The organism is Leucobacter sp. (assembly GCF_053528595.1).
In genome coordinates, this window is the sequence record NZ_JAIVPF010000054.1 from 1 (window position 1) to 25,787 (window position 25,787).

Sequence of the window (25,787 nt, forward strand, 5' to 3'; positions counted from 1 at the left end):
CCTACCCACTCGCCCGTGGGCCACGGAACTCCGGGGTCGGCGTCGCCTCGTGCGCGAGGACCCCTCGGCAGGATGCACCCCGGTTCCGAGACACCCGTAACATTCACCCGCGCCGCTCGCAGCCCGGGCAGAATGGAGAGCTATGGACTGGCAGACCCCCGAGGACTCGTTCCCCACCGACTTCATCACGGATGCGCAGCTGCGCGCGCTCATGGGGCGGCCGCCGATCTCGGGCGGCTGGCGCGACGGAGACCCGGTGGGCGAGCGCGAGTTCGTCTCGATCGGCGCGGTCACCACCGAGGCGGGCGTCGAGATCCCGAACGCGCGCATCGCCTACGAGACCTTCGGGGAGCTGAACGAGCGCCGGGACAACGCGATCCTCGTCTTCCACGCGCTCACCGGCGACAGCCACCTCGTCGGCTCCGCGGGGCCCGGGCACCCCACCGACGGATGGTGGTCGGAGATCGTCGGCCCGGGGCGGCCGCTCGACACGGACCGCTACTGCATCGTCGCGCCCAACGTGCTGGGCGGCTGTCAGGGGTCGACCGGACCGGGCTCCCTCGACCCGACGGGCCGGGAATGGGGAGGCCGCTTCCCGTACCTCACGATCCGCGATCAGGTGGCCGCGACGGCGCGCTTCGCCGATGAGATCGGGATCGAGCGCTTCCAGGCGGTGATCGGCGGATCGATGGGGGGCATGCACGCCCTCGAGTGGAGCATCTCGCACCAGGACCGCGCGGCCCGCCTCGCGGTGATCGCCGCGCCTCCGGTGACGACGGCGGACCAGATCGGGCTCAACCTCGTGCAGTTGGAGGCGATCCGCTCCGACCCCTCGTACCGGGGCGGCAACTACTACGACGCGCCCGACGGCATCGGCCCGCACCACGGTCTCGCGACGGCCCGGCGCCTCGCCCTGCTCAACTACCGCAGCAACACCGAGCTCGACGACCGCTTCGGCCGCTCCTGGCAGTCGGCGGTCAGCCCGCTCGGCGGCGGCGGACGCTTCGCCGTGGAGTCGTACCTCGACTTCCACGGCAACAAGTTCACGCGCCGCTTCGACGCGGGCAGCTACGTGACGCTGGTGCAGGCGATGAACTCCCACGACGTCGGCCGGGGGCGAGGCGGGGTGCGCGCCGCGCTCTCGACCCTCGAACTGCCCACGCTGGTGCTCGGCATCCCGAGCGATCGCCTCTTCACCCTCGAGGGGCAGGACGAGATCGCCCGCCACACCCCGGGCAGTCTCGACGGGGATCGCGCCACCCGCATCGACTCCCCCTTCGGGCACGACGCCTTCCTCATCGAGTTCGAGAAGGTCGGCGCACAGCTCACCCGGCTGCTGGCGGTCTGATCGGGTCCATCCGCTCAACCCGGGCCTGAGCTGCTCTCGCTCTCGATCGAGTGCCGCAGCGCGGACGCATCTCGCGCGAGCGTTCGCACCAGTCCGACGAGGTCGTCCTCCGCGATCCTCCTGTAGTTCTCAGCGAATGCGCCATCGAAGCTCGCGTCCGGGCTCTCCGCGATCAGAGGATACGAGCCGAACTCCTTCCCGAGTTGCCCGAGCGCTTCGGCAGCTGCGCTCAACACGCGCTCGACGCTCCGGTCCTCGGCATGCGGCAACCAGACCAGATCCAGCAGATAGAACTCCGAAGTCTCGATCGCCGCCGAGAGTCGTTCGATAGGAGGCAGGGTCTCGAGCCAGCGCTCGATGAAGGCATCACACGCTCGCTCATCCACCGGCATCACATCTTCGCGGAGCATCACCACCACATCGGAGATCGAAAGATGCGATGCGATCCCGATCGCTTCCTCGAGACGACCACCCGTGATCGCTGGTGGAAGCACTGCCCTACCTGACCCATCCATTGCTGATTTTTCCCGTCGTCTTCGAATACGTCACGACAATGGTCTTCCCCCGATATATCCACTGAGCTTGCCACGCACTCTTGCCATTCTTATATGGAAGGTGTTTCCCATAGGCCATAGCCCGCGCCATCAGATCGGCCACCTTACCTTTGGAGGTCGCTCCAACCGAAGGCCATTTGTGTTTGGGGTTGAGAATATGGTTCCACTTATTTACGTCGAGTTTCTTAGTTAAGTATGTTTTCGCCTCCGAGTGCACTTTCGTTTGCTTAACCTTAGTTGAGACATATTTAATGCCCTTTTTGACCAGCTCTCTGATAATCACCCAGAAGGCCAGCGGCGCAGTAGGACGGATCGCGAGCAGAGGCATCGCAGAGCTATCGGACGCACCATCAGCACTCTCGCGCTCCAGATAGACAAGCGTAGACCTTCCCTCATCCGCCTCAGGAAGCTCACCTCCTCGCGTCGCTGAGAGCCCTAGCGGCCCTCGTTCCTGACTCGCTTCAGCGGACACGAACTCCACCGCTAGCGGCGATCCGCCAGACAGCACAAGCAACGATGCCAAGAGCACGGCGAGAGTCACCTGAAGGCTTCGCATATTTACAGGTTTTGAGAACATAACAAGAAATGATTTCCAAGCTGAGGAGGGGCTCAAAACTGCATAAAGCAATCTCAATGAACAACATCACCAGATGTACTAGTCACTCTCCCGAAGCAACAACATCACCAAGCGATATGTCCCCCAAACAGGGGACATATCGCGGAGAATTCAGCAAACTGTCCAAGATCAGCCTCCCTAATCGACACCTATGTGATAACTTGCCCAGAGGTGCCATGGACCGGCCCCGTACCCACCCCAGAATCGAGGTTCCGCCCATGCCCCGTTCGATCCCGCTGCGCGCTTCCACCACCGCACTGGCCCTGCTCGCCACCGCGACGCTGGCGCTGACCGGATGCTCGGGCGACGGCAAGACCGGAGCCGAGGCCACCGCGGAGGACGGGCCGCTCGGGAAGTACCTGTCGGCGCTCTGGGACGGCGAGGAGTACACGCAGGAGAAGCTGGACGCCGAGACGAAGCAGACCGAGGAGCTCGTCGCCGAGTGCATGAGCGAGGAGGGCTTCGAGTACGTTCCGGACGTGCAGAACGGCGGGACCGTCTACAGCTCCGAGAGCGACGAGATCGACTGGAACTCGGAGGAGTTCGTCGAGCAGTACGGCTACGGAATCGTGAACTGGCCGGGCATGGACGACATGCCCGAGGACACCGGCGAAGAGTACGTCGACCCCAACCAGGACTACGTCGAGTCGCTCAGCGAGTCGGAGCAGCAGGCCTACTACGAGGCGCTGAACGGCCCGGGCCCCACCGACGAGGAGATCGCCGCGATGGAGGACGAGGACGGCGGCTACGAGTGGGACTGGACGACGAGCGGCTGCTACGGCTCGGCGCAGCACCAGGTGCAGACCGAGAGCAACGGCGGCATGGCCGCGTACGAGGATCCCGAGTTCGCGGAGCTCTTCGAGGCCACCAATGAGCTCTACGAGGCCACCTGGAGCGACGAGAGCCAGAACGACGACGTGATCGCGCTCAACCGCGAGTGGGCGGAATGCATGGCCGATGCCGGCTACGACGGCTTCTCCTCCCCCATGCTGGCGCAGCAGACGCTGAGCGACGAGTACTACGAACTGCAGATGCCCGACGGCGAAGAGGGCGAGTGGCAGGAGCCGAGCGCGGCCGACAAGAAGAAGTTCCAGGAGCGCGAGATCGAGGTGGCGCTGACCGATCGAGACTGCAAGAAGAAGCTCGCCTACGAGGACGAGCTCCTCGAGATCCAGTTCGACCTCGAGCAGAAGTTCGTCGACGAGCACCGGGCCGAGCTGGACGCCCTGGTCGCCAAGCACGGCGTCGAGAAGAAGCAGTAGCCGGTGGCGTCGCTGAGGCGAGGGCGCCGAGGGAACGCGGAGCAGGACCCGGCAGGGCAGGATCCCGCGGCGCAGGAACCGGCGCCGGCCGAACTCGGAGCGCCCGGGACGGCGACCGCCGATCCCGGGATCCGGAAGGCGAAGCGCAGTTGGTCGGGCACCCGCCTCGTGGCCCTGATCGCGGGCGTGGCCGTGGTGTCGCTGCTCGCCGGCATCGCGGTGATGCAGTTCGTGGTGTCGCCGGCCGAGATCGCGGCGCGCACCGCACCGCCGGAACCCGGCCCGGTCACCGCCCCCGTCGAGGAGCGCGTGATCGAGAACACCATCGTGGCGCGCGGCGAGGTCACCTACGCCGACGCGGTCGACGTGGAGATCGACGCCGCGGGCGGCGAGGACCGTCCCGTCGTCACGGGGCACGTGCCCGAGATCGGCACGGTGTTCAAGGCCGGGAACGTCGCGCTCGAACTGGCCGGACGTCCCGTCATCGTGCTGCCGGGCACGCTTCCCGCGTATCGCTCGCTGAACGTGGGCATGCGCGGTCCCGACGTGGTGCAGCTCAAAGAGGCGCTGAACGCCATGGGTTATGCGGCCGGGGACCCGGGATCGGATCTGTTCGAGTACGACACCGCCACCGCCCTCGGCGCGCTCTACGAGCAGACCGGGTACGAGGCGGCGAACGGCGGCGCCGAGGCTCAGCTCGCACTGCGCGACGCCGAACGGGCGGTGCGCGACGCCAACACCTCGGTCGCGCAGGCGCAGGCCGAGCTGCAGGAGGCCGTGGACGGCGGGGCCAGGAACGTGATCGGCGAGCAGGCCGCGGTGAACTCGGCGTGGGAGGCGCTCTCGGACGCGCAGGAGACGCTCGTCACCGCTCAGGAGGGCGTGCTGCCGCGGCTCCCGTCGAGCGAGGTGCTCTTCCTCAGCGATCTGCCGCGCCGTGTCGACGACGTCTCGGTGACCCGCGGCGACATCCTCTCGGGCTCGCCCATGAGCGTCTCCGGGGCGGCCCTCACCATCACCGGCACCTTCTCGAAGCAGGACGCCGATCTGCTGAGCGAGGGGGACGAGGCGTTCTACCCCGGACCCGACGGCGACGAGCTCAGCGCCACCGTGGAGAAGATCACCGCGCCCCGATCCGGCGGCGGCTCCGACGGGGAGAACGACGAGAGCGGTGAGGGCGGCGGTCAGGGCGGTGGAGACCGCTACACCGTGACGCTCTCCCCGGGGGAGCTCACCCCCGAGCAGATCGACGTGCTCCGCGGCACGAACGTGCGCCTGCGCATCCCCATCGCATCGACCGACGGCGAGGTGCTCGCGGTGCCCATCGCCGCACTGTCCGCCGGGTCCGGTGGCGAGGATCGTGTGGAACTGCTGATCGACGTCAAGAACGGCGCGGACGCCGAGACCGAGATCGTCCCGGTCGAGGCCGGGCTCGCCGCAGACGGCTTCGTGGAGATCACCTCCGAGGATCCGCGGGTCGCCGCGGGAGCGAAAGTCGTGGTCGGCCGGTGAGCGGTATCGACGAGCTGCTGGCGGGTGCCGAGGATCCCTTCCCGGACACCGAGGCCGAGCCCCGGCCGCGCGCCGCGGACCGCCGGGTGGTGCGCGAGGCGCGGCGCCGGGCTCGCGCCCGTGCGCGAGCCGCGCGCGCGGGAGGCTCGGCTCCCGCCGGTGATCCCGACTACTCCGGCCCCGTCATCCGGCTCGACGACGTCACCCGGTTCTTCCCGGGGCCGCCGCCGGTCAACGCGCTGCGCGGGGTCGACCTCACGGTCGAGCGCGGCGACTACCTGGCCATCGTCGGCCCCTCGGGTTCGGGCAAATCGACCATGCTCAACACCCTCGGCCTGCTCGATCGGCCCAGCACGGGGCGCTTCCTCTTCGAGGGCGTCGACGTCTCGCGCCTCGGCGACGACGAGCGCGCCGCCCTGCGCAGCCGGGCGATCGGCTTCGTGTTCCAGTCGTTCCATCTGCTCCCCACGCGCACCGTGCTCGAGAACGTGATGCTCGCGGGCACCTACGCCGGCCTGGGGCATGAGCAGCGGGAACCGCTGGCTCGCGCGGCGCTCGAGCGGGTCGGCCTCTCGCACCGCGTCGACTTCTCCCCCGCGACGCTCTCCGGCGGCGAGCGCCAGCGCGTCGCCATCGCACGCGCGGTCTGCACGTCGCCGAGACTGCTGCTGGCCGACGAGCCCACCGGCAATCTCGACCGCGAGAACTCCGCTTCGATCATGCGCCTCTTCGACGAGCTGGGCGCCGACGGACTCACGATCGTGATGATCACACACGACGAGGCCGTCGCGGCGTCGGCCGGACGGCGCGTGCGCATGCACGACGGCGAACTCTCGGAGCTGGCGTGAAGCGCGGGCTCCGCGACCGGGAGGGGACGTCGGAGGCGCGGGTGCACCGCGGGCGACTGCGCGGCCTCGGCCGCCCTCGGCAGCTCGCGATCTCCCTGCGCGATCTGGTGCACGAGTCGCTGGAGGGGGTCGGTGCGCGGCCGTCGCGGCTCGTGATCACCCTGATCGGCACCGTGCTCGGGATCGCCTCGCTGGTCGCGACGATCGGATTCGCCCAGACCGCGGCGGGCCAGATCGCCCAGCAGTTCGACGTGCTCGCGGCGACCCGGGTCACCGTCGAGCCGGGCTCCACGAGCACGCCGGGCGGCAAGGACCGCGCCACCTCCCGCATCCCGTGGGACGCGGTGGAGCGCACGGAGACCCTCGCCGGGGTGGAGCGGGCGGCGCTCTACGCGAAGGTGCCGAGCGCTCCGCGGGTGGACGCCGTGCAGGTGCAGGATCCCTCGGCCGCGCAGCGGAGCTCGCCGCCCGTGATCGCCGCCTCGCCGGAGCTGCTGGACGTGGTGCGCGGTTCGGTGCAGACGGGCCGCTTCTACGACGCGGGGCACGAGGAGCGGCGGGATCGTGTGGCGGTGCTCGGAGCGGCCGCCGCCGAGCAGCTCGGGATCAACCGGGTCACGGGACAGCCCGCGGTGTTCATCGGAGACCGCGCGTACACGGTCATCGGCATTCTCGGGGAGGTGGGCACGCGCAGCGGGCTGCTCGACTCCGTGATCGTGCCCGTGAGCACGGCTCGCGCCGGTCTCGGGCTCACCGCGGCCGACAGCCTCGACCTGCGCATCGACATCGGCGCGGGCTCGGTGGTCGCGCGGCAGGCCCCGCTCGCACTCGACCCGAACGACCCCGACTCCTTCAAGGTGGCGGCGCCCAGCAGCACGAACGAGCTGCAGTCGAACGTGGAGGCCGACATCAACGTGCTCTTCCTCGCGATCGGCGTCGTGGCGCTGATCGGCGGCGGCATCGGCATCGCCAACGTCACCCTGCTCTCCGTGTCCGAGCGACGCGGCGAGATCGGGCTGAGGCGCGCCCTGGGCGCCCGCACCCGGGACATCGCACGCCAGTTCATCCTCGAATCGCTCACGACGGGCGTGCTGGGCGGCCTCATCGGGGTGGCCGTGGGGCTCTTCGCGCTGATCGCGGTGTGCCTGGTCCAGCAGTGGACCCCCGTGATCGCCCCCTGGGCCGCGCCGCTCGGCGTGGTGGTCGGCGCGGTGGTGGGCCTGGCCGCGGGAGGCTATCCCGCCGTGAAGGCGGCCCGGATCGAGCCGGTCGACGCGCTGCGCGACGCCTGAGGAGTCCGGCTGCCCGGCCGTCCCGGGCGAAGCGCGGGAGGCGCCGCCCCGCCGGCCGGACTGCTCGTGACCCGCGTCGGCGACTCGCGGCTACTCGCGAGTCGCCGCTTCGGCCTCCAGGAGGTCCGCCTGGGGCTGATCGGCGACGACGAGCTCCTTGAAGAACCCGATCACCGTCTCCCGCTCCTCGGGGGTCATCGCCGCCGCCACGGCGAAGCGTCGCGCATGCTGGCGGCCGATCGTGTCGCGGGCCGTTCTGCGCGTCGACTCGGTGACTCTGATGAGCGTCGTGCGCCGGTCGGTCGGATGGGCGGAGCGGGTGAGATGCCCCGCTGCGACCAGACGGTCGATGAGCTTGGTGGTCGACGCCGGCGAGATGTCGACGGCGCGGGCGATGTCCTTGGGCGTCACCGCCTCGCCCCGGCGCTGAGCGCCCATGATCATGCGGATCGCCCGCATGTCGGTCTCGTTCAAGCGCATGTACTGGGCGGAGAGCTTCGCCAGCGCGCGCCAGGCCTCCTGCCACTCGCCGAGCGCTTCCATCACCGCGAACGACTGCGCCGCATCGCTGGGGTGCAGCCGGTCGGTGTCGAGGAGAGACGGGTCGAGCGAGTCGCGCCGAGCGGCCGCGTCGGATTCGCTGCGAATGCTCATGTCTCCAGTATATATGTCTTATGCTAGGTTTACTTTTAGCTTGGCTAAAGAAATAACACTCCGCACGGCCCGCACGACTGGAGATGACGATGACCCCTTCGACCTCGATGAAGCCCACGACCGCCGCAGCCGCGCGGCGCGAGACCAAGCCGGACCAGGCGACGGGCGTCCACCTCGCTCCCGGTGCGCTGGTGGCCTCCGCGACACCCGCCGCGCAGGCGGGCCCGCCCCACGTGGAGCAGCCCGTCTCCTACGACGCGGTCCTCCTGTCGGGTTTCGGCGGGCCCGAGGGTCCCGACGACGTCATGCCCTTCCTGCGCAACGTCACTCGCGGACGCGGGATACCGGACGAGCGGTTGGAGGACGTCGCCCACCACTATCGCGCCTTCGGAGGCGTGAGCCCGATCAACGAGCAGAACCGGCGGCTGCGCGCCGCGCTCGAGGAGGCCCTCGCCGCAGCGGGGATCGATGTGCCCGTCTACTGGGGGAACCGCAACTGGGCGCCCTACCTCGACGACGTGCTGGCGCAGGCCGCCCAGGACGGGGTGCGCCGCATGCTCGCGATTCCGACGAGCGCCTACTCCTCGTACTCGTCGTGCCGCCAGTATCGCGAGGACTGGGCGGACGCCCTCGAGTCCGCCGGGCTGCAGGGCACCCTGCAGATCGACAAGGTGCGCCAGTTCTTCTCGCATCCTGGATTCGTGCAGCCGTTCGTCGACGGGCTCGCCGATGCGCTGCGCGCCGCGGAGCGCGCGGGGCACGAGCGTTCGCGGATCGAGGTCCTCTTCTCGACCCACAGCATCCCCACGGCCGATGCGCGGCTCTCGGGGGCCGGACTCTTCGACGGGGTCGACGGCGGCGCCTATGCCGCCCAGCACCGCGCCGTCGCCGAACGGGTGATGTCGGAAGCGGCCCCCGGCGTGGCCTGGCAGCTCGTCTACCAGTCGCGCTCGGGCGCGCCCACGACGCCGTGGTTGGAGCCCGACATCAACGACGCCGTCGAGGCGCTGGAGGATCGCACCGCGGTGCTGATCGTTCCGGTCGGCTTCGTGAGCGACCACCTCGAGGTGCTGTGGGACCTCGATCGCGAGGCGCGCGAGACCGCCGAGCGAGCGGGTCTGTGGGTGCGCCGCATCCCCACCCCCGGCACGGACCCGGTATTCGTCGACGCGCTCGTCGACCTGGTCGAGGAACGCGTCGTCGGCAGGCCCGTGGGGCGACGCGCGAACGTCACCGGGATCGGCCCCTGGTTCGACGTGTGCCGGCCCGGATGCTGCGCGAAGGGCGGCGCCATCCCCCGCCCGGCCATCGCGGGAATCGCCCCCTAGCGGCGTTCGCGCAGGCGGGGGATCCTGCGCGGCGCTCGAGTACAAACGCGAATGAGAGGCGGTGCATCGCATGATCGATCGAGATGGAGCATCGCACGCGGGTTCCGCGGCCATCGGGACCCCCGCGGGTTCCGAGGACTCCCTCCGCGCCCGGCCGAACCCCGACGGGGAGGCACCGCTGGCGCTGGTGCTCGGAGGAACGGGGTATGTCGGGGCCGGTTGATCCCGAGACTCCTCGCGGGCGGCTATCGGCTGCGAGTGCTCGCGCGCTCCCCGGCACGGGTGTCGTCGGCTCCCTGGGCGGAGCAGGTCGACCTCGTCGTCGGCGACGCGACGGATCGTGAGGTGGTGGACGCCGCGGTCTCGGGGGCCGACTTCGTGTATCACCTGCTGCATTCGATGTCGGCGGGCAAGCGCTTCGCGGAGGCCGATCGCCGGATCGCCGGAAACGTGGCGAGCGCCGCGGATGCGCACGGTGCGAGGAGGATCGTCTACCTCGGCGGCCTGCATCCCGAGGGCGAGCGGCTGTCGGCCCATCTCGCCTCCCGGCAGGAGGTCGGCGAGATCCTCCTGCGCGCCCGCACCCCGGCCCTGGTGCTGCAGGCGGGGGTGATCATCGGGTCCGGCTCGGCATCGTTCGAGATGGTGCGCCACCTGACCGAGGTGCTGCCGGTCATGCCCGCCCCGCGATGGGTGCGCAACTTCATCCAGCCGATCGCGATCCGAGATGTGCTGCACTATCTGCTCGCCGCGCCGCGCGTCGACGCCGAGCTGAACGCCGCACTGGACATCGGGGGTCCCGACGTGCTGCGATACGGGCAGATGATGAACGGCTATGCGGTCGAAGCCGGGCTCCCGCAGCGGCGGATCAGTGCACTGCCCGTGCTGACGCCGAAGCTCGCCTCGCACTGGGTGGGCCTCGTGACGCCCGTGCCGCGCCAGATCGCGCGTCCGCTGGTGGAGTCGCTGCAGCACGACTGCGTGATGATCAGCCGCGATATCGACGACTGGATCCCCCCGCCGCCCGACGGGCTCACCGGGTATCGTCGCGCGGTGCGCCTCGCGCTGGGGCGCATCGAGCTGGACGAGGTCGAGACCAGCTGGGTGGACACCCGGATGCCGAGCGCACCGAGCGATCCGATGCCGAGCGACCCCGAGTGGGCGGGCAGAACCGTGTTCGTCGATGCGCGGCAGAAGACCTCCGCGGCGGATCCGGCCGACGTCTGGAGGTCGATCTCGCAGATCGGCGGCGCGACCGGATGGTACTCCGCCCCGGCGCTCTGGGCGCTGCGCGGCCTCCTCGATCGCGTGCTCGGCGGAGTGGGACTGCAGCGCGGCAGACGCTCGCGGGAGCGATTGGCCGAGGGCGACGCGCTCGATGTGTGGCGGGTCGAGCTGCTCGTGCCGGGGCGCCTGCTGAGACTGCGCGCCGAGATGCGCGTCCCCGGGGAGGCGTGGCTCGAACTGGGCGTCGATCCGGCGGGCTCGGGCTCCACCTACCGGCAGCGAGCCGTGTTCTTCCCCCGCGGGCTCGGAGGACGGCTGTACTGGCTCTCGATGCTGCCCTTCCACGGCCTGATCTTCAGCGGCATGGTCAACCGCATCGTCACGACCTCGGAGGCGCGCTCGGCGCGCGGATCCCGGGAGGATCCCGAGGCGCCGCCGCCGACCGCGTCCTGATACGAGCGGACGCATCGGGACGTTGGGCCGCCTCTCACCTTCGGGGCGTAGTCTCAGCGGGTACATCGAATGCGAAGGATCGGGATCAGGACTGTGACAGTGGTGCGGGTGAGTCGCTCCGCGCGAACCATCGGGTTCGTCGCGACCGTATCGGCCGCGCTGCCGCTGTGCCTTATCGGCTGCGCAGCCGTTCCGAGTGCGGGCGTGCAGGCCGCCGAACTGCGCGCGGCCGTCGATTCCGACCTGCTCGAGGTGCCGGCGACCCGCATCTACGACATCGCCGACACCCGGCTGCTGACTCCGGCCGACAACCCGGTGCTGCAGACCCTGCTCGACGACCGGGTCTCCTCCTCCGGCTACATCGTGCTCAGCGACGGCGTGATCACCGAGGCGCAGTACGAGGTGAGCGCCGAGGGCCTGCCCGAAGCCGAATTCGTCCTCACCGAGCCGACGGCGCTGCGCCGCGCGAACAGCGAGGTCGGCACCGTGACGGTGACCGGCACGCTCTCCGTGAACGGTTCGGTGCGCAACGGCACGAGCGTGCGCCTCACCCCGACGGCGCTGAGCAAGGACGCCGCCGAGTTCGACGTCACCCTCAGCATCCCGGACAACCCGCTCATCGCCAGCGGCGAGCTCCCGATCGACGAGATCTCGGCGCACCTCGTGCTCGTCGCCCGCTGACGGCGAACCTGCGCCGTCTCCGACCCGCCGATTGAGCGAGCGGAGCGAGGCGGAGCGAGGCGGAACCCGAGATCCTCGATTTCGATCTCGCTGCGCTCCGCGCGATCAGCGGGAGGGCGGCCGCCTACTCGTAGCGCTGCCGCTTCGTCGCGTCGTGGATCTCGCCGACGAGCTCCTCGATCACGTCCTCGAGGAACACGACACCCAGCTCTGCGCCCTCCGAGTCGTGGATGCGGGCGAGGTGGATCCCGCGCGCCTGCATGCGCGCGAGCACGTCCTCCAGCTCGGTGGCGGCGTGGACCGACACCATCTCGCGGATGCGCTTCGGCGGGATGGGCTCGGCGATCCGGTCCTCCCCCAGCCGCACGAGATCCTTGATGTGCACGTAGCCGTCGAGCTCGCCGTCGGCCCCGGCGATCGGGTACCGGGAGAACCCGTGACGCGCGACCGCGGCCTCCACGTCGCCCGGAGTCGATCCCGCGGGCAGCACCACGAGCCGGTCGAGCGGCACGAGCAGATCCTCGGCCCGCTTCGTGGTGAACTCGAACGCCGCGGTGAGCGCGCCGCTGCGATCCTCGAGCACGCCCTCGCGCGTCGAGTGGCTCACGATGCTCGCGACCTCCTCGAGCGTGTACGTGCTGTTCGTCTCCGACTTCGGCTCGACGCCGAAGAGGCGCAGCACCCCGTTCGCGGTGGCGTTGAGCGCGGCGATCACGTGGCGCAGCAGGCGCGACACCGCGACGAGCGGGGGCGCGAGCAGCAGCACGGCCTGATCCGGCATCGAGAACGCGGCGTTCTTCGGCACCATCTCGCCGAACACCACGTGGAGGTAGGAGACGCCCAGCAGGGTCAGCACGAAGGCGGTGATGCTCACCGCCTCGGGCGCGAGCCCCGTCCAGGCGAGCGGTCCCTCCAGCAGGTGGTGGATCGCGGGCTCCGAGACGTTGAGGATCAGCAGCGAGCACACGGTGATGCCCAGCTGGCTGGTCGCGAGCATGAGCGTGGCGTGCTCCATCGCGTAGAGCGCGGTCTTCGCGCGCTTCGACCCGGCCTCGGCCCTCGGCTCGATCTGGGAGCGCCGGGCGGAGATCACCGCGAACTCCGCGCCCACGAAGAACGCGTTGATCACGAGCAGCACCACGAGCCAGACGATGCCCATCCAGTCGTTCATCGTCCGTCCTCCCCGTCGTCGCCCGCACCCTCCGGCAGCGGCACGCTCGTGTAGCGCAGCCGCGCGATGCGGCGCCCGTCCATGCGCTCGACGCGCAGGGTGCCGCCGTCGGGGAGCGTCACCTCGTCGCCCGGCTCGGGGATGCGCCCGAGCTCGCGCAGCACGAAGCCGGCGACCGTGTCGTACTCGTCGCTGTCGGGGATGCCGATGCCGGTCTGGTCGAGCACCTCGTCGGGTCGCAGGTCGGCGGGGAAGGTCATCTCGTCGGCCGTGCCGACCACGCCGGCCGCGGCGCGATCGTGCTCGTCGGCGACCTCGCCCACGATCTCCTCGACGAGGTCCTCGAGGGTGACGATGCCGGCGGTGCCGCCGTACTCGTCCACCACGATGGCCAGCTGGAAGCCGGTGGAGCGCAGCTCCTCGAGCAGCTGGTCGAGCCGCATGGTCTCCGGTACGCGCACCGGCTCCTCCGCGAGCGCGGCGACCGGCACCTCCGGGCGCCTGGCCCGGGGCACGGCGACCGCCTGCTTCACGTGCACGACCCCCACCACGTCGTCGCGATCCTCGTCGATCACGGGGAAGCGCGAGAATCCGGTGCGGCCGGACAGCTCGAGCACGGCCGTGGCGGGTTCGAGCCGCTGCAGGCTCTCCACCTTGAGGCGCGGCGTCATCACGTCGGCCGCGGTCAGCTCCGAGAAGCGCAGCGTGCGGTCGAGCAGCGTCGCCGTGTCGGCCTCGAGCAGGCCGGCGCTCGCGGAGTGCCGCACGAGCGAGGAGAGCTCCTCGGCCGATCTGGCCCCCGAGAGCTCCTCCTTCGGCTCGATGCCGATCCCGCGCAGGATGCCGTTGGCGCTGCCGTTGAGCACGAGGATCGCCGGCTTGAACGTCGCGGTGAACGCGCCCTGCGCCGGCATCACCAGGCGCGCCGTCGCGAGCGGCCTGGCGAGCGCGAAGTTCTTGGGCACGAGCTCGCCCACGATCATGGAGAAGACGGTCGCGAGCGCGACCGCGACGGGTGCGCTGACGGCGCGACGCAGCCCCTCGGGCACGCCCAGCGCCCCGAGCGGGCCGTCGAGGAAGCCGCTGATGGCGGGCTCGAGGGTGTAGCCCGCGAGCAGCGTGGTGAGCGTGATGCCCAGCTGGGCGCTCGACAGGTGCGTCGAGGTGATCGACAGACCGCGGATCACGCGGTCGAGGCCGCGCTCGCCGGCGGCTCTGCGCCGCTCGAGATCCTGGCGGTCGAGCGCCACGAGCGAGAACTCGGCGGCGACGAAGATGCCGGTGCCCGCCGTCAGCAGGATGCCGATGAGCAGGAGTATCCAGTCGTTCACCGGCGACTCCCGGTGGATGCGTGATGCCGCGCTTCAGCGCGGCCGGTACTCGGGGGCTCCGCCGGTCTTCGAGAGTCTGCGTCCATAGGCTTACAGACTGTACCAGGAGAGACTGCGGATTCTGCTGAGAGTATGGCCGCACGATCGGGCCGAAAGGCGTAGGCTTGATTGCGGTACGGCTATGGAGCCTCACCCTCGGCTACTACACCTTGCCTCACCCGGCATGACAACGAGAGGACGTCGCTTTGGCGGAGCGCACGGAGACCACCGGACAGGCTGGTCCCGCAGAAGATTTCGGTGCAAATGAGTGGCTCGTCGACGAGCTGTGGAAGCAGTACCAGGTCGACAGGAATTCGGTGGACCGCTCCTGGTGGCCGGTACTGGAGAAGTACGGCACCACCGCCCAGCCCCCCGCCGCGCCGCAGCCCCCGGTCAACACCGGACCCTCCACCACCCCGATCACCACGCCGGCGCAGCCCGCCCGCACCACCAACGCGGCCCCCCGCGAGACGCCGATCCCCGCCGACGCCCCGCGCACCGCTCCCCGCGCCGAAGCCGCGGAGACGCAGGAGGACGCGGTCACCCCGCTCAAGGGCATGGCCCGCACCCTCTCCAAGAACATGGACCAGAGCCTCACTGTCCCCACCGCCACCAGCGTGCGCACCGTGCCGGCGAAGCTCCTGATCGACAACCGCATCGTCATCAACAACCACCTGCGCCGCAGTCGCGGCGGCAAGGTCTCGTTCACCCACCTCATCGGCTGGGCGCTGATCCAGTCGCTCAAGGAGTTCCCCAGCCAGAACGTGGCCTACGCCGAGGTCGACGGCAAGCCCTCGATCGTCGCGCCCGCCCACATCGGCCTCGGGATCGCGATCGACGTGCCCAAGCCCGACGGCACCCGCTCGCTCATGGTCCCCTCGATCAAGCGCGCCGAGACGCTCGACTTCAACGAGTACCTCGCGGCCTACGAGGACCTGGTGAAGCGCACCCGCGACAACAAGCTCTCCGCGGCCGACTTCCAGGGAACCACGCTGTCGCTCACGAACCCGGGCGGCATCGGCACCGAGCACTCGGTGCCGCGCCTCATGCAGGGACAGGGCTGCATCATCGGAGCGGGCGCGCTCGAGTACCCCGCGGAGTTCCAGGGCGCCTCCCAGGAGGTCCTCACCAATCTGGGCATCGGCAAGACCATCACGCTCACGAGCACCTACGACCACCGCGTGATCCAGGGCGCCGGATCCGGCGAGTTCCTGAAGCTCGTGCACGAGCGGCTGACCGGCGGCCACCGCTTCTACGAGGAGATCTTCGCCGCGCTGCGCATCCCCTACAAGCCCGTGCAGTGGGCCTCCGACATCCACGTCGACATCTCCGGCGCGGTCGACAAGACGGCCCGCGTGCAGGAGCTCATCAACTCGTTCCGCGTGCGCGGCCACATGATGGCCGACGTCGACCCGCTCGAGTACCGCCAGCGCACCCACCCCGACCTCGAGATCGAGTCGCACGGCCTCACCTTCTGGGACCTCGACCGGGAGTTCGTGACCGGCGGCATCGGGGGCAAGCGCACGATGAAGCTGCGCGACATCCTCGGCGTGCTGCGCGACTCGTACTGCCGCAAGATCGGCATCGAGTACATGCACATCCAGGATCCGGCGCAGCGCCTCTGGCTGCGCGAGCAGCTCGAGGTGCCCTACGCCAAGCCGAGCCACGACGACCAGATGCGCATCCTCGAGAAGCTCAACGAGGCCGAGGCCTTCGAGACCTTCCTGCAGACCAAGTACGTGGGGCAGAAGCGCTTCAGCCTCGAGGGCAGCGAGTCGGTCATCCCTCTGCTCGACGCGATGCTCATCGACGCGGCCGAGGACGGGGTGGACAGCGTCGACATCGGCATGGCGCACCGCGGCCGCCTCAACGTGCTCTCCAACATCGCGGGCAAGACCTACGGCCAGATCTTCCGCGAGTTCGAGGGCGCCCAGGCGCAGAAGGGCGGTTCGGGCGACGTCAAGTACCACCTCGGCACCTCCGGCGTCTTCACCGCCCCCAACGGCACCCAGGTGCCGATCCACCTCGCCGCCAACCCCTCGCACCTCGAGACCGTCGACGGCGTGCTCGAGGGCATCGTGCGCGCCAAGCAGGACCTGAAGCCGATCGGCTCCTTCACCACCCTGCCGATCCTCGTCCACGGCGACGCGGCGATGGCCGGCCAGGGCGTCGTCTACGAGACGCTGCAGATGTCGCAGCTGCGCGGCTACCGCACGGGCGGCACGATCCACATCATCATCAACAACCAGGTCGGCTTCACCACCCTCCCCACGGATTCCCGCTCGGGCATCTACTCCTCCGAGGTCGGCAAGGTGGTGCAGGCGCCCATCTTCCACGTGAACGGCGACGATCCCGAATCGGTGGTGCGCGTGGCCAAGCTCGCCTACGAGTTCCGCCAGCGCTTCCACATCGACGTCATCATCGACCTCGTCTGCTACCGCCGCCGCGGCCACAACGAGGGCGACGATCCCTCGATGACCCAGCCGCTCATGACCGACCTCATCGAGGCCAAGCGCTCCACCCGCCGCCTCTACACGAGCGCGCTCGTCGGCCGCGGCGACATCACCGAGGCGGAGTACGAGAAGGCGAAGCAGGACTTCCAGGATCGCCTCGAGCTCGCCTTCCAGGAGACGCACGCCGCCCAGACCGGTTCGATCCCCATCGTCGGCGCGAGCGGCATCGCCGAGCTCGGCGAGGTGGGCGGCCCCGGCCCCGCCCCGCTCGAGACCGCCGTCGACCGCAGCGTGGTCGAGCGCATCGGCGACGCCTTCGGCAACAAGCCCGAGGGCTTCACCGTGCACCAGAAGCTGCAGCAGCTGCTCAACAAGCGCGTCGAGATGAGCCGCGAGGGCGGCATCGACTGGGGCTTCGGCGAGCTGCTCGCACTCGGCTCGCTGCTCATCGAGGGCACCGCGGTGCGCTTCGTGGGGCAGGACGCCCGCCGGGGAACGTTCGCGCAGCGCCACGCGGTCTTCCACGACCGCAAGAACGGGCAGGAGTGGATCCCGCTGCTCAACCTCTCCGACGAGCAGGCCCGGTTCTGGATCTACGACTCGCTGCTCTCCGAGTACGCCGCCCTCGCCTTCGAGTACGGCTACTCGCTGCAGCGCGAGGACGCCCTCGTGCTGTGGGAGGCGCAGTTCGGCGACTTCGCGAACACCGCGCAGGCCGTGATCGACGAGTACATCGCCGCGGCCGAGCAGAAGTGGGGCCAGCGGTCCTCGGTCGTGCTGCTGCTGCCGCACGGCTACGAGGGCCAGGGCCCGGATCACTCCTCCGCCCGCATCGAGCGCTACCTGCAGCTGTGCGCCGAGGACAACATGATCGTCGCCCGTCCGTCGACCCCGGCCAACTACTTCCACCTGCTGCGCCGCCAGGCGTACGCCCGCCCCCGCAAGCCGCTCATCGTCTTCACCCCGAAGTCGATGCTGCGCCTGCGCGGAGCGACCTCCTCGGTCGAGGAGTTCACGAGCGGCACCTTCCAGCCGGTGCTCGACGACCCGCGGATCGAGGATCAGCAGGCCGTGGAGCGGGTGCTCCTCGTGTCGGGCAAGATCTACTACGATCTGCGCACGGCCCTCGAGAAGCGCCCGGATCCGCGCGTCGCGCTCGTGCGCGTCGAGCAGTACTACCCGATCCCCGGCCCGCAGCTGGGCCGCGTGCTGACGCAGTACAGCGGCGCGGAGCTGGTGTGGGTGCAGGACGAGCCCGAGAACCAGGGCGCTTGGCCGTTCATCTCGCTCGAGCTGTCGAAGCACCTGGCCAACGACCGCATCCGCGTGATCTCCCGATCCGCCTCGGCCGCTCCCTCGACGGGTTCGGCGAAGGTGCACGCGGTCGAGCAGGAGGCGCTCCTCGCCCGCGCGCTGCAGTTCGACGCGTAGGCGGGATCAGGTGCAGCAGCCGCTCCTCGGACAGACCCCGTCGCAGGGCGAGGGTACGCCCTCCGGCCCGAACGTCGGCGGGATCGCCCAGCGCATCGCCTCGGCGATCTCGATGGGGATGCTCAGCGTGGGCGAGCGGCTGCCGCCCGAGGCCGAGCTCGCGAGCCAGTTCGGGATCGCGGTGGCCACGCTGCGCAAGGCGCTGGCGCGGCTGCGCGCGCAGGGCGTGGTGGAGACGCGGCGCGGCCGCAACGGCGGCACGTTCGTCGTGCAGGCGCCGTTCCCCTCCTCCGAGGCGCTGCAGGCCTCGCTGCGCGCCACGAGCCTCGTGGCGCTGCGCGACTTCTTCGACGAGCACGCGGCCGTGTCCGGGATGGCGGCGCGGCTCGCCGCCGAGCGCACGGAGCCGGGCCGCCGCACGCGCCTCGCCGAGTTCGCGTTCCAGGCGCGCGAGGCGCGCAGCGGGCGGGATCGCTCGATGGCCGACAGCCGCTTCCACTTCGAGGTGGCGGTGCTCAGCCACTCGCAGCGTCTGCTCACGGCCGAACAGCGCCTGCAGTCCGAGCTCTCGCCCTTCCTCTGGTGCGACGGGGTGTGCCGCGCGTCGGGCCAGCTCGCCTTCACCGAGCACCTCGCCATCACCACCGCGATCGAGCAGCAGCGCGCCGAGGAGGCGCAGCAGCTGGCCGTCGACCACGTCAAGGGCAATATGCGGCTGATCATCGACGGCAAGATCGCGCTCGGCCGCGCCTACGGGGCCTCCGAGCCGGCCGGGGATCTCGGGGGTTTCCGATGAGCGCCCCGGAATCGGTGCGGGAGACGCTCGATCGCCTGAGCAGCTGGTTCACCCAGCACTTCGAGCGTCTCCAGTCGCTCGCCGACGAGCTCATCTCCACCCTGCGCTTCAGCGAAGACGGGCTGATCGAGATCAGCGATTCGACGCGTCGCCGCCTCAAGTCGGCCGCGGTGCGCTTCCTCGCCGAGGATGAGACGATCGACGGCTGCGGCCTGATCTTCGCTCACTCCGCGCTGGGCACCGAGAACGGGCACCTCGAATGGTGGGTGCGCGAGGACGAGTCGCGCTTCGCCCGCTATTCGTTCGGCGTGGTGCCGGGGGCCGACCGCTACTACGACTACGAGCACCACGAGTGGTTCATCCGCTCCTTCCACGAGGGCACGCCGGCCCTCGTGGGGCCGTACATCGACTATCTCGGCGTGGAGGCCTACGTGCTCACGCTCACCGTGCCCGCGGAGATCCGCGGCACCCGCGTGGGCGCGGTCGGCAACGACATCCAGGTCGCGGACCTGGAGGCCGCGCTGCTGCCCGTGCTGCTGGATCATCCCTCCGCGATGGCCCTGATCGGCCGCCACGGCAACGTGATCTTCAGCAACTCCTCCCGTTTCCTGCCGGGAGACTACGTGCCCGAATCGCTGCCCGGCTTCCGACGGGCGCGGATCGATCCCGCGCAGGCGGGTGTGCAGCTGCTCTACGCCGACTCCTGAGCCCGCGCTCCGCCGCCACCCTCCCCATCGTCCTGCGCGGAGGATCACGCCGGCCCCCCCACTCTCACGTCATCCTGCGCGGAGGTCGCGCAGCGACCGCAGTCGCAGGATCCACCGAGCGACACTCCGGCACTGTGGATCCTGCGACTCGCTCCGCTCGCGCAGGATGACCGGACATAGGCCGCTCGCACAGGATGACCGAAACGAGCCCGCACCCCCGTCATCCTGCGCAGAGGCCCAGGGTCGACGCCCCCCGTCATCCTGCGCGGAGGTCGCGCAGCGACCGCAGTCGCAGGATCCACCGCCGAGGCCCTCACGAGAACCAGTCGGCCGCAAGATCTCTCCACTCCGGGTTCTCCCGCTCGATCAGATCGATCTTCCACCTCCGAGAGCGGTTCTTGATCTTCTTCTCCAACGAGATCGCGTCGACGATGCTCGCCCCCTCGATGAACCAGACCAGCCTCGTCACCCCGTACTGCGCGGTGAACCCTTCGACCAGGTGGCGCTTGTGCTCGTACACGCGCCGCGCGAGGTCCGAGGTCACTCCGACGTAGAGCGTGCCACCGGGACGACTCGCGAGCAGGTAGACGAAGGCGCGCTTGCACATGGGAGCATCATGCCAAGCGCCTGTGACACTGTGGATCCTGCGACTCGCCCGGCGCGGTGGCACCACCGCGGAATGCGCGGAACGCTGGCGCGTTTCGCCCGAGCATTCCGCGCGCGCAAGATGACCCTCCCCCGTCATTCTGCGCGGAGGTCGCGCAGCGACCGCAGTCGCAGGATCCACCGAGCGACACTCCGGCACTGTGGATCCTGCGACTCGCTCCGCTCGCGCAGGATGACCGGAGGCAGGCCGCACGCAGGATGACCGGAGGCAGGCCGCACGCAGGATGACCGGAGGCAGGCCGCACGCAGGATGACCGGGGCAGGCCGCACGCAGGATGACCGGGGCAGGCCGCCCGCGGGGTGACGGGGCGTCTACGCCGAGGCCCGCACCCGGACTCGGTCGGCGGCGAGCGCGGCGAAGCGCTCCGCGACCGAACCCCAGACCCGGTTCAGCTCGGGTTCGGCGGCCCGCACCTGGCCCACGACCGTCTCCTCGGTGAGACCGAGGTCGGCGAGCCCCTGTCGGTCCTCCTCCACCCAGTCCAGGGCGGTGGCGCCGAGGGCCTCGGGGTGGAACTGCACGCCCCACGCGGCCTCTCCGACGCGGAACGCCTGGTTGCGGCACATCGAACTCGAGGCGAGCAGATTCGCGTCCTCGGGCAGCTCGCCGGCTTCGAGGTAGTGCCACTGCACGGTCGGCACGTCGGCCCCTGCGAGGCCGTCGAAGAGCGGGTCGCCGGCGGCGCTCGCGTCGAAGCTCACGGTGTGCAGGCCGACCTCGGGGCCGTCGACCGCCGTGCGCACCCGCCCGCCCGTCGCGGTGACGAGCAGCTGCGCACCGGGGCAGATGCCGAGCGTCGGTACACCGCGGGCCACGCCCTCCGCCAGCAGGCGCCGGGTCGCGGGCAGCCACGGGGCCTCGACGTCGTCGGTCGGGCCCATCGTGCCGCCGAGCACGATCAGCCCGTCGAAGCCGTCGAGCGACTCGGGCACCTCGGCCCCCGCGTCGGGTCCCACGATCTCGAGCGCGACGCCGCTCTCGGCGATCCGCACTCCGAAGAGCCCCGACCCGGCGTTGCCCTGGTGCTCCACTACGAGCACTCGTGCGTCGCTCATACCGTCTCCTCCACGTTCGTCCGGGCGCGCGCCCGCTCGATGAGCCAGGCGAAGAGGGCGTGCTGCCGCGCGTCCGTCGCGGCGTTGTCCTCCGGATGCCACTGTACCGCGATGAGCTCGGCGCTCTCGTGCTCGATTGCCTCGACCACGCCGTCGGGGGCGCGCCCCACGACGCGCAGCCCGTTCCCCACCCGGTCCACGGCCTGGTGATGGTAGGAGGAGACCGGCAGCGCCGAGACGCCGAGCGCCTCGGCGAGCGCCGACTCGGGCTCGAGTGCCACCTCGTGCACGTCGTTGCGGTGCGGACTGTCCGCGGGCAGGTCCTGCACCAGGGTGCCGCCGTGCTCGACGTTCAGCAGCTGGAAACCGCGGCAGATGGCGAGCACCGGGATCCCGAGCCGCATCGCCGCGGCCATCATGTCGGCCTCGAACTGGTCCTGCGCCGCGAAGTCGGCGGGGGCCGTGGTCTCGAGCGGCTCCTCGCCGTAACGCCGCGGATCCACGTCGGCGCCGCCGGGCACCAGCAGGCCGTCGAGGCCGCGCAGCCGCTCCTCGGCCGGAGACGGCCCCTCCGCGAAGAGCGCGAGGGGCTCGCCTCCGGCGCGCACGACCGAGCGCAGCACCGCCGCGGCGACCGCGCTCCCGTCGAAGCGCAGGCCGTGGATCTGATTCGACCACATGCCGGTCACGCCGATGCGCGGGATCCGCCCGCCGCCCCGAGGCTCGGGCATCGCTATCGCCCGTTCCTCAGCGGGAAGGGCAGCAGCGGCATCCACTTGCTCCAGACGCGCTCCAGGGAGCCGTCCGCGATGATCGCCTCGATCGCCGCGTCGATCTCCTCCCGCAGCGCGTCGTTGCCGGGCGCGACGCCGATGCCCCAGCGGTTGCCCGTGAGCACCGTGAACGCCTCGACGAAGTCGGGATCCTCCTGCCCCAGCGGGATCATGACGACGTCGTCGTCGACGAATCCGTCGATCTCACCCGACCGGGTGGCCTCGATCATGTCGCCGAAGACGTCGTCGCTCGCTCCGAAGCTCACGAGCTCCACCCCGGGGAAGGTCTCCGCGAGCTTCATGTTCGTGGAGTTCGCGATCGCTCCGATGCGGTATCCATCGAGCTCGTCGGCGGAGCGCGCGGGGTCGTCGGCGCGCACGACGAGCGTCTCGTTGAACACCGCGTAGGGCCGGGTGAAGTCGACGAGCGCGGCGCGCTCCTCGGTCATGCCCTGGCCGCACCACACGGCGTCGGCCTCGCCGCGCCGCACGGCCGGGATCATCTCCTCCCACGGCACCATGACCCACTCGATCTCGGCGCCGAGCCGCTCCGCGACGAGCGCGGCGGCTTCGGGCTCGTAGCCGCTCCGGACCCTGCCGTCGGGGCTCTTCGCGAAGAGCGGCAGGGCCTCGGAGTCGATGCAGGCCAGACGGATGATGCGGGTGTCCTGCCCCGCGGTTTCGGTCCCGGTCACGGAATCGCCTCCCAGTACTGATCGAATTCCCACTGTGTGATCTGGCCGCAGTAGCGCGCCCACTCGTCCCGCTTCAGCTGCAGGAAGATCCTGGTGAGCTCCTCGGGCATCGCGGCCATGAGGTACTCGTCGGCCTCGAAGGCCTCGATCGCACTGCCGAGGGTGTTCGGCACCGCGACCTTCGCGATCTCCTCGCTCGGCTGCCCGGGGTCGCCCGGGTCCATCTGCGACTCGAGGCCGTGCTCGATCGCGGCGAGCAGGTAGAGGTGCGAGAGATAGGGGTTCACGCTCGCGTCGGGGAGGCGGTACTCCATGCGGCCGTTGGCCGAGATCCGGATCGCGACGCCTCGGGTGTCGAGGCCCCAGTCGGCCCCGGAGGGCGCGAACTGGCCGGCGTCCCAGTAGCGCTTGTAGGAGTTCACCGTCGACCCCATGACGAGCATCGATCCCGGTGCGTGCAGCAGCATGCCGGCGATCGCCTGGCGCGCGGTCTCCGTGGCGTGGAGCTCCACCCGCCCGTCCTCGATCACGTTCTCGGCCGAGCCGTCCTCGGCGACGCGCCACAGGCTCAGGTTGTGATGGCAGCCGTTGCCCATCTTGCCGTTGTACGGCTTCGGCATGAAGCTCGCCTGCAGACCGAGCTCGCGCGCCACCTGCTTGCAGATCTGGCGGTACGTGGTCATGCGCTCGGAGGTGAGCTCGGCGCGATCGTAGTTCCAGTTCAGCTCGATCTGGCCGTCGTCCTCGTAGTCGCCCTGGATCATGTCGAAGTCCAGCGCCTGTCCGTAGCTGATGACCTTCTTGAACACGGGGCGCATCTTCTCGAGGTTCTCGACCTGATAGGCGGGGCTCTGGTCGTCCTTCGAGACGACCTCGATCCCCGGCCCGACCCACGTCATCTCGGGCTCGAGGCCGCTGCGCAGTTCGAGGCCGGTGCGCTCGATGAATCCGCGGTGCGCGGCCGTGAAGAGCGCGCGCGTGTCGAGCGGGATCAGCCGACCGCCGTCCTCGCCGAGGTGCGGCGGATCGTAGGCGGTGCAGAAGATGCGGCCGACCTCGGTGTCCCAGGGCAGCACCTGGAAGGTCTCCGGCTCGGGCAGCCCCCAGAACTCGTGGGCCGCGACGCCGCCGCCGATGAGCTCGCCCTCGCGGCTGGTCTGGAGATCGGTGAGGGCCGTGCGGTGGAACGCGATGCCCTTGCGGAGCATGCGCTCGTAGTGCTCCGCCGGAACCACCTTCGCCACCGTCCGGGCGCCGAGCGTCGGGATCATGTAGTAGATGTACTTGACGCCGGTCTCGCGGATCCTGGCGCCGAGCGCGGCGACCGTCTCGGGCTCGAGATTCGCCTCCTGGTGCCGCGCGAACGCGGTCTTGTCGGCGAGGATCTCGCGCAGCGAGGCGCCGAAGCTCCCGCCGGTCTTGAGGTCGGACATGGGGTTCCTTTCGTCGTTGGAAGGTCTGTCGTGCGGCGCGCGCCGCGCCCGGACGAACCGGGAAGCGGCGCGACGCCTCAGCGCACGGTGAAGTCGATGGGGAGCTTGACGGGGCCGTGGTTGCCGGAGTCCGGGAGCCACTCGTCTCCGCCGGGGCAGGTCACGTCGGTGAAGGCCTCCGCGAGCATCGGCAGCGCCACGCTCATGTCGGCGCGGGCGATGTAGTGCCCGAGGCACTTGTGCATGCCGCCGCCGAAGGTGTGGTGCTGCTTGCGGCTCGGGATCTGGATGTCGATCTCGGGATCCGGGTAGGCCTCGGGATCGGTGCCGCTCGACATCGTGAAGAGGTGCACGGTCGTGCCCTTCGCGATCTCGAGGCCGTTGAACTCGAAGTCCTCGTTCGCCTCGCGGGTCACCCAGCGCGTGGTGGGGTTGACGCGCAGCGCCTCCTCCAGTGCGGGACGGGTGAGCTCCTTCGGCCGCTCCGCCAGGATCTCCCACTGCTCCGGATTGCGCATGAAGGTCTGCAGGATCAGGCCGAGCTGGTTGCGGGTCGTGTCCATGCCGCCGAAGAGCATGAGCACGAGCGCGTTGCGCAGCTCCTCGCCGCTGAGGGTGTCACCGTCCTGCGAGGACACCTGGAGCAGCGTGGACACCATGTCTTCCCCGGGCTGCTCCCTGCGCTCCTCGATGAGGCGCTCGACGAAGTCGTAGAGCTCCTGCACGGCGACGTCGACGCGCTCGATGTCCTCCTTGATCGTCACGCTCAGCGCGTACCCGACCGTGTTCGCGCGGGAGGCGATGAACGGCCAGTGCTCGTGCGGCAGGCCCATCATCGCGCACAGCGCGCGGGTGGCGAAGGGCTCGGAGAAGTCGGCGACGAACTCCACCTGCTCGCCCCGCGCCTGCTTCGCCTTCATGTCCTCGATGAGCTCGGCCGAGATCTCCGCGAACTCGGGCTCGAGCCGGCGGGCGACACCCGGCGAGAAGGCGGGGTTGAGCAGCCGGCGGATGCGGTCGTGCTCATCGCCCTCGAGCACCAGCAGGTTCTTCGCCCACCAGTCGTAGAACACGCCGGAGTGCACGCCGTGGTGATCGGGCCACTTGGCGCTGCCCTGGTTCAGGCTCGCGTGCTTCAGCAGCTCGGTCACTTCCTTGTAGCGCAGCACGCCGATGCCGTAGTTGGTCCGCGCGTACCAGCTCTTGCTGCGCGCGTCGCGCACCGCCTCCGAGTTCATCGCGAACTCCGGCGACGTGATGTCGAGATACGGCACCGCCTCCGATGCCACCTGTCCGGTCATTCGTACTCCTTCGTCGAATTCGCTCCCGCTCCGGTCTGCGAGCGGCCGGTTAACAAATAAGTTATCGGTGAATGTTTTACAGCGCAAGTCTTTCCGAGGTTTTGCAATCACAGGCCCTCCCACCGCAGACTCGCGCCGAAACCCGTCATTCTGGGCCCAG

At 69.9% G+C, this 25,787-nt stretch carries 21 protein-coding genes and 1 pseudogene; 11 read left to right on the forward strand and 11 right to left on the reverse strand.

Features of this window, described 5'->3' with window-relative positions:
* The first annotated feature begins 142 nt into the window (after positions 1-142).
* On the forward strand, positions 143-1,348 hold the full coding sequence (metX, locus tag ACWKZU_RS10735; protein WP_449282318.1) for a homoserine O-acetyltransferase MetX: 1,206 nt from the start codon (positions 143-145) through the stop codon (positions 1,346-1,348).
* A 14-nt stretch (positions 1,349-1,362) separates the two neighbouring features.
* Here metX and ACWKZU_RS10740 read toward each other — a convergent pair whose 3' ends face one another.
* Both ACWKZU_RS10740 and ACWKZU_RS10745 read right to left on the reverse strand, forming a co-directional pair.
* Positions 1,363-1,842, reverse strand: coding sequence for a hypothetical protein (locus ACWKZU_RS10740; protein WP_449282319.1), 480 nt, complete (start codon positions 1,840-1,842; stop codon positions 1,363-1,365).
* A gap of 4 nt (positions 1,843-1,846) precedes the next feature.
* A complete protein-coding gene (locus ACWKZU_RS10745; RefSeq protein WP_449282320.1) occupies positions 1,847-2,443 on the reverse strand; it encodes a polymorphic toxin type 35 domain-containing protein in 597 nt (198 codons plus the stop codon).
* Positions 2,444-2,736: 293 nt separating this feature from the next.
* Here ACWKZU_RS10745 and ACWKZU_RS10750 point away from each other — a divergent pair, with 293 nt between their 5' ends.
* From ACWKZU_RS10750 to ACWKZU_RS10765, 4 genes are read left to right on the forward strand one after another with little or no spacing between them, the layout of a single operon-like run.
* On the forward strand, positions 2,737-3,780 hold the full coding sequence (locus ACWKZU_RS10750) for a hypothetical protein (RefSeq protein WP_449282321.1): 1,044 nt from the start codon (positions 2,737-2,739) through the stop codon (positions 3,778-3,780).
* 3 nt (positions 3,781-3,783) lie between these two features.
* On the forward strand, positions 3,784-5,292 hold the full coding sequence (locus ACWKZU_RS10755; protein ID WP_449282322.1) for a hypothetical protein: 1,509 nt from the start codon (positions 3,784-3,786) through the stop codon (positions 5,290-5,292).
* Complete coding sequence (locus ACWKZU_RS10760) at positions 5,289-6,140, forward strand: ABC transporter ATP-binding protein (protein WP_449282323.1); 852 nt, start codon at positions 5,289-5,291, stop codon at positions 6,138-6,140. Before ACWKZU_RS10755 ends, ACWKZU_RS10760 begins: the two co-directional genes overlap by 4 nt.
* Positions 6,137-7,432 (forward strand): ABC transporter permease, encoded by a 1,296-nt coding sequence (locus tag ACWKZU_RS10765; RefSeq protein ID WP_449282324.1) that lies wholly within the window; start codon positions 6,137-6,139, stop codon positions 7,430-7,432. The genes ACWKZU_RS10760 and ACWKZU_RS10765 overlap by 4 nt, the downstream gene beginning before the upstream one ends.
* Before the next feature lie 90 nt (positions 7,433-7,522).
* On the opposite strand, the gene ACWKZU_RS10770 is transcribed toward ACWKZU_RS10765, so the two are convergent.
* Complete coding sequence (locus tag ACWKZU_RS10770; protein WP_449282325.1) at positions 7,523-8,086, reverse strand: MarR family winged helix-turn-helix transcriptional regulator; 564 nt, start codon at positions 8,084-8,086, stop codon at positions 7,523-7,525.
* A gap of 89 nt (positions 8,087-8,175) precedes the next feature.
* Between ACWKZU_RS10770 and ACWKZU_RS10775 the strand changes: the two genes are divergently transcribed.
* The 3 genes and pseudogenes from ACWKZU_RS10775 (at position 8,176) to ACWKZU_RS10785 (ending at position 11,775) form a co-directional block, all read left to right on the forward strand.
* Positions 8,176-9,414 (forward strand): ferrochelatase, encoded by a 1,239-nt coding sequence (locus tag ACWKZU_RS10775; RefSeq protein WP_449282326.1) that lies wholly within the window; start codon positions 8,176-8,178, stop codon positions 9,412-9,414.
* A 70-nt stretch (positions 9,415-9,484) separates the two neighbouring features.
* A pseudogene (locus tag ACWKZU_RS10780) lies at positions 9,485-11,094 on the forward strand (SDR family oxidoreductase).
* A gap of 108 nt (positions 11,095-11,202) precedes the next feature.
* On the forward strand, positions 11,203-11,775 hold the full coding sequence (locus tag ACWKZU_RS10785; RefSeq protein WP_449282327.1) for a hypothetical protein: 573 nt from the start codon (positions 11,203-11,205) through the stop codon (positions 11,773-11,775).
* A 124-nt stretch (positions 11,776-11,899) separates the two neighbouring features.
* Here the strand turns inward: ACWKZU_RS10785 and ACWKZU_RS10790 are convergent, their stop codons facing one another.
* Entirely contained in the window at positions 11,900-12,946 is a 1,047-nt protein-coding gene (locus ACWKZU_RS10790; protein WP_449282328.1) for a hemolysin family protein, read from the reverse strand.
* Complete coding sequence (locus ACWKZU_RS10795) at positions 12,943-14,277, reverse strand: hemolysin family protein (protein WP_449282329.1); 1,335 nt, start codon at positions 14,275-14,277, stop codon at positions 12,943-12,945. The genes ACWKZU_RS10790 and ACWKZU_RS10795 overlap by 4 nt, the downstream gene beginning before the upstream one ends.
* Before the next feature lie 245 nt (positions 14,278-14,522).
* On the opposite strand from ACWKZU_RS10795, the gene ACWKZU_RS10800 reads away from it, so the two are divergent.
* From ACWKZU_RS10800 to ACWKZU_RS10810, 3 genes are read left to right on the forward strand one after another with little or no spacing between them, the layout of a single operon-like run.
* Complete coding sequence (locus tag ACWKZU_RS10800; protein WP_449282330.1) at positions 14,523-18,200, forward strand: multifunctional oxoglutarate decarboxylase/oxoglutarate dehydrogenase thiamine pyrophosphate-binding subunit/dihydrolipoyllysine-residue succinyltransferase subunit; 3,678 nt, start codon at positions 14,523-14,525, stop codon at positions 18,198-18,200.
* 10 nt (positions 18,201-18,210) lie between these two features.
* Positions 18,211-18,996 (forward strand): FadR/GntR family transcriptional regulator, encoded by a 786-nt coding sequence (locus ACWKZU_RS10805; RefSeq protein ID WP_449282331.1) that lies wholly within the window; start codon positions 18,211-18,213, stop codon positions 18,994-18,996.
* Positions 18,993-19,703 carry a cache domain-containing protein gene (locus ACWKZU_RS10810; protein WP_449282332.1) on the forward strand — a complete coding sequence of 237 codons (711 nt, stop codon included), beginning with the start codon at positions 18,993-18,995 and terminating at the stop codon, positions 19,701-19,703. The genes ACWKZU_RS10805 and ACWKZU_RS10810 overlap by 4 nt, the downstream gene beginning before the upstream one ends.
* A 313-nt stretch (positions 19,704-20,016) precedes the next feature.
* Here ACWKZU_RS10810 and ACWKZU_RS10815 read toward each other — a convergent pair whose 3' ends face one another.
* From ACWKZU_RS10815 to ACWKZU_RS10840, 6 genes are all read right to left on the reverse strand, one after another.
* On the reverse strand, positions 20,017-20,310 hold the full coding sequence (locus ACWKZU_RS10815; protein WP_449282333.1) for a GIY-YIG nuclease family protein: 294 nt from the start codon (positions 20,308-20,310) through the stop codon (positions 20,017-20,019).
* A gap of 371 nt (positions 20,311-20,681) precedes the next feature.
* Positions 20,682-21,425 carry a type 1 glutamine amidotransferase gene (locus ACWKZU_RS10820; RefSeq protein ID WP_449282334.1) on the reverse strand — a complete coding sequence of 248 codons (744 nt, stop codon included), beginning with the start codon at positions 21,423-21,425 and terminating at the stop codon, positions 20,682-20,684.
* Positions 21,422-22,156 carry a gamma-glutamyl-gamma-aminobutyrate hydrolase family protein gene (locus tag ACWKZU_RS10825; RefSeq protein WP_449282335.1) on the reverse strand — a complete coding sequence of 245 codons (735 nt, stop codon included), beginning with the start codon at positions 22,154-22,156 and terminating at the stop codon, positions 21,422-21,424. Before ACWKZU_RS10825 ends, ACWKZU_RS10820 begins: the two co-directional genes overlap by 4 nt.
* A gap of 2 nt (positions 22,157-22,158) precedes the next feature.
* Complete coding sequence (locus tag ACWKZU_RS10830) at positions 22,159-22,893, reverse strand: substrate-binding periplasmic protein (protein ID WP_449282336.1); 735 nt, start codon at positions 22,891-22,893, stop codon at positions 22,159-22,161.
* Complete coding sequence (locus tag ACWKZU_RS10835; protein ID WP_449282337.1) at positions 22,890-24,326, reverse strand: glutamine synthetase family protein; 1,437 nt, start codon at positions 24,324-24,326, stop codon at positions 22,890-22,892. The genes ACWKZU_RS10830 and ACWKZU_RS10835 overlap by 4 nt, the downstream gene beginning before the upstream one ends.
* Before the next feature lie 77 nt (positions 24,327-24,403).
* Positions 24,404-25,627, reverse strand: a complete 1,224-nt coding sequence (locus ACWKZU_RS10840; RefSeq protein ID WP_449282338.1) for a cytochrome P450 — start codon at positions 25,625-25,627, stop codon at positions 24,404-24,406.
* Positions 25,628-25,787 lie beyond the last annotated feature (160 nt).

Coding starts and splice junctions, on each gene's coding strand:
- ACWKZU_RS10790 (WP_449282328.1), bottom strand. CDS start 12,946: ATGAACGACTGGATGGGCATCGTCTGGCTCGTGGTGCTGCTCGTGATC.
- metX (WP_449282318.1), top strand. CDS start 143: ATGGACTGGCAGACCCCCGAGGACTCGTTCCCCACCGACTTCATCACG.
- ACWKZU_RS10775 (WP_449282326.1), top strand. CDS start 8,176: ATGACCCCTTCGACCTCGATGAAGCCCACGACCGCCGCAGCCGCGCGG.
- ACWKZU_RS10820 (WP_449282334.1), bottom strand. CDS start 21,425: ATGAGCGACGCACGAGTGCTCGTAGTGGAGCACCAGGGCAACGCCGGG.
- ACWKZU_RS10750 (WP_449282321.1), top strand. CDS start 2,737: ATGCCCCGTTCGATCCCGCTGCGCGCTTCCACCACCGCACTGGCCCTG.
- ACWKZU_RS10770 (WP_449282325.1), bottom strand. CDS start 8,086: ATGAGCATTCGCAGCGAATCCGACGCGGCCGCTCGGCGCGACTCGCTC.
- ACWKZU_RS10810 (WP_449282332.1), top strand. CDS start 18,993: ATGAGCGCCCCGGAATCGGTGCGGGAGACGCTCGATCGCCTGAGCAGC.
- ACWKZU_RS10815 (WP_449282333.1), bottom strand. CDS start 20,310: ATGTGCAAGCGCGCCTTCGTCTACCTGCTCGCGAGTCGTCCCGGTGGC.
- ACWKZU_RS10840 (WP_449282338.1), bottom strand. CDS start 25,627: ATGACCGGACAGGTGGCATCGGAGGCGGTGCCGTATCTCGACATCACG.
- ACWKZU_RS10825 (WP_449282335.1), bottom strand. CDS start 22,156: ATGCCCGAGCCTCGGGGCGGCGGGCGGATCCCGCGCATCGGCGTGACC.
- ACWKZU_RS10835 (WP_449282337.1), bottom strand. CDS start 24,326: ATGTCCGACCTCAAGACCGGCGGGAGCTTCGGCGCCTCGCTGCGCGAG.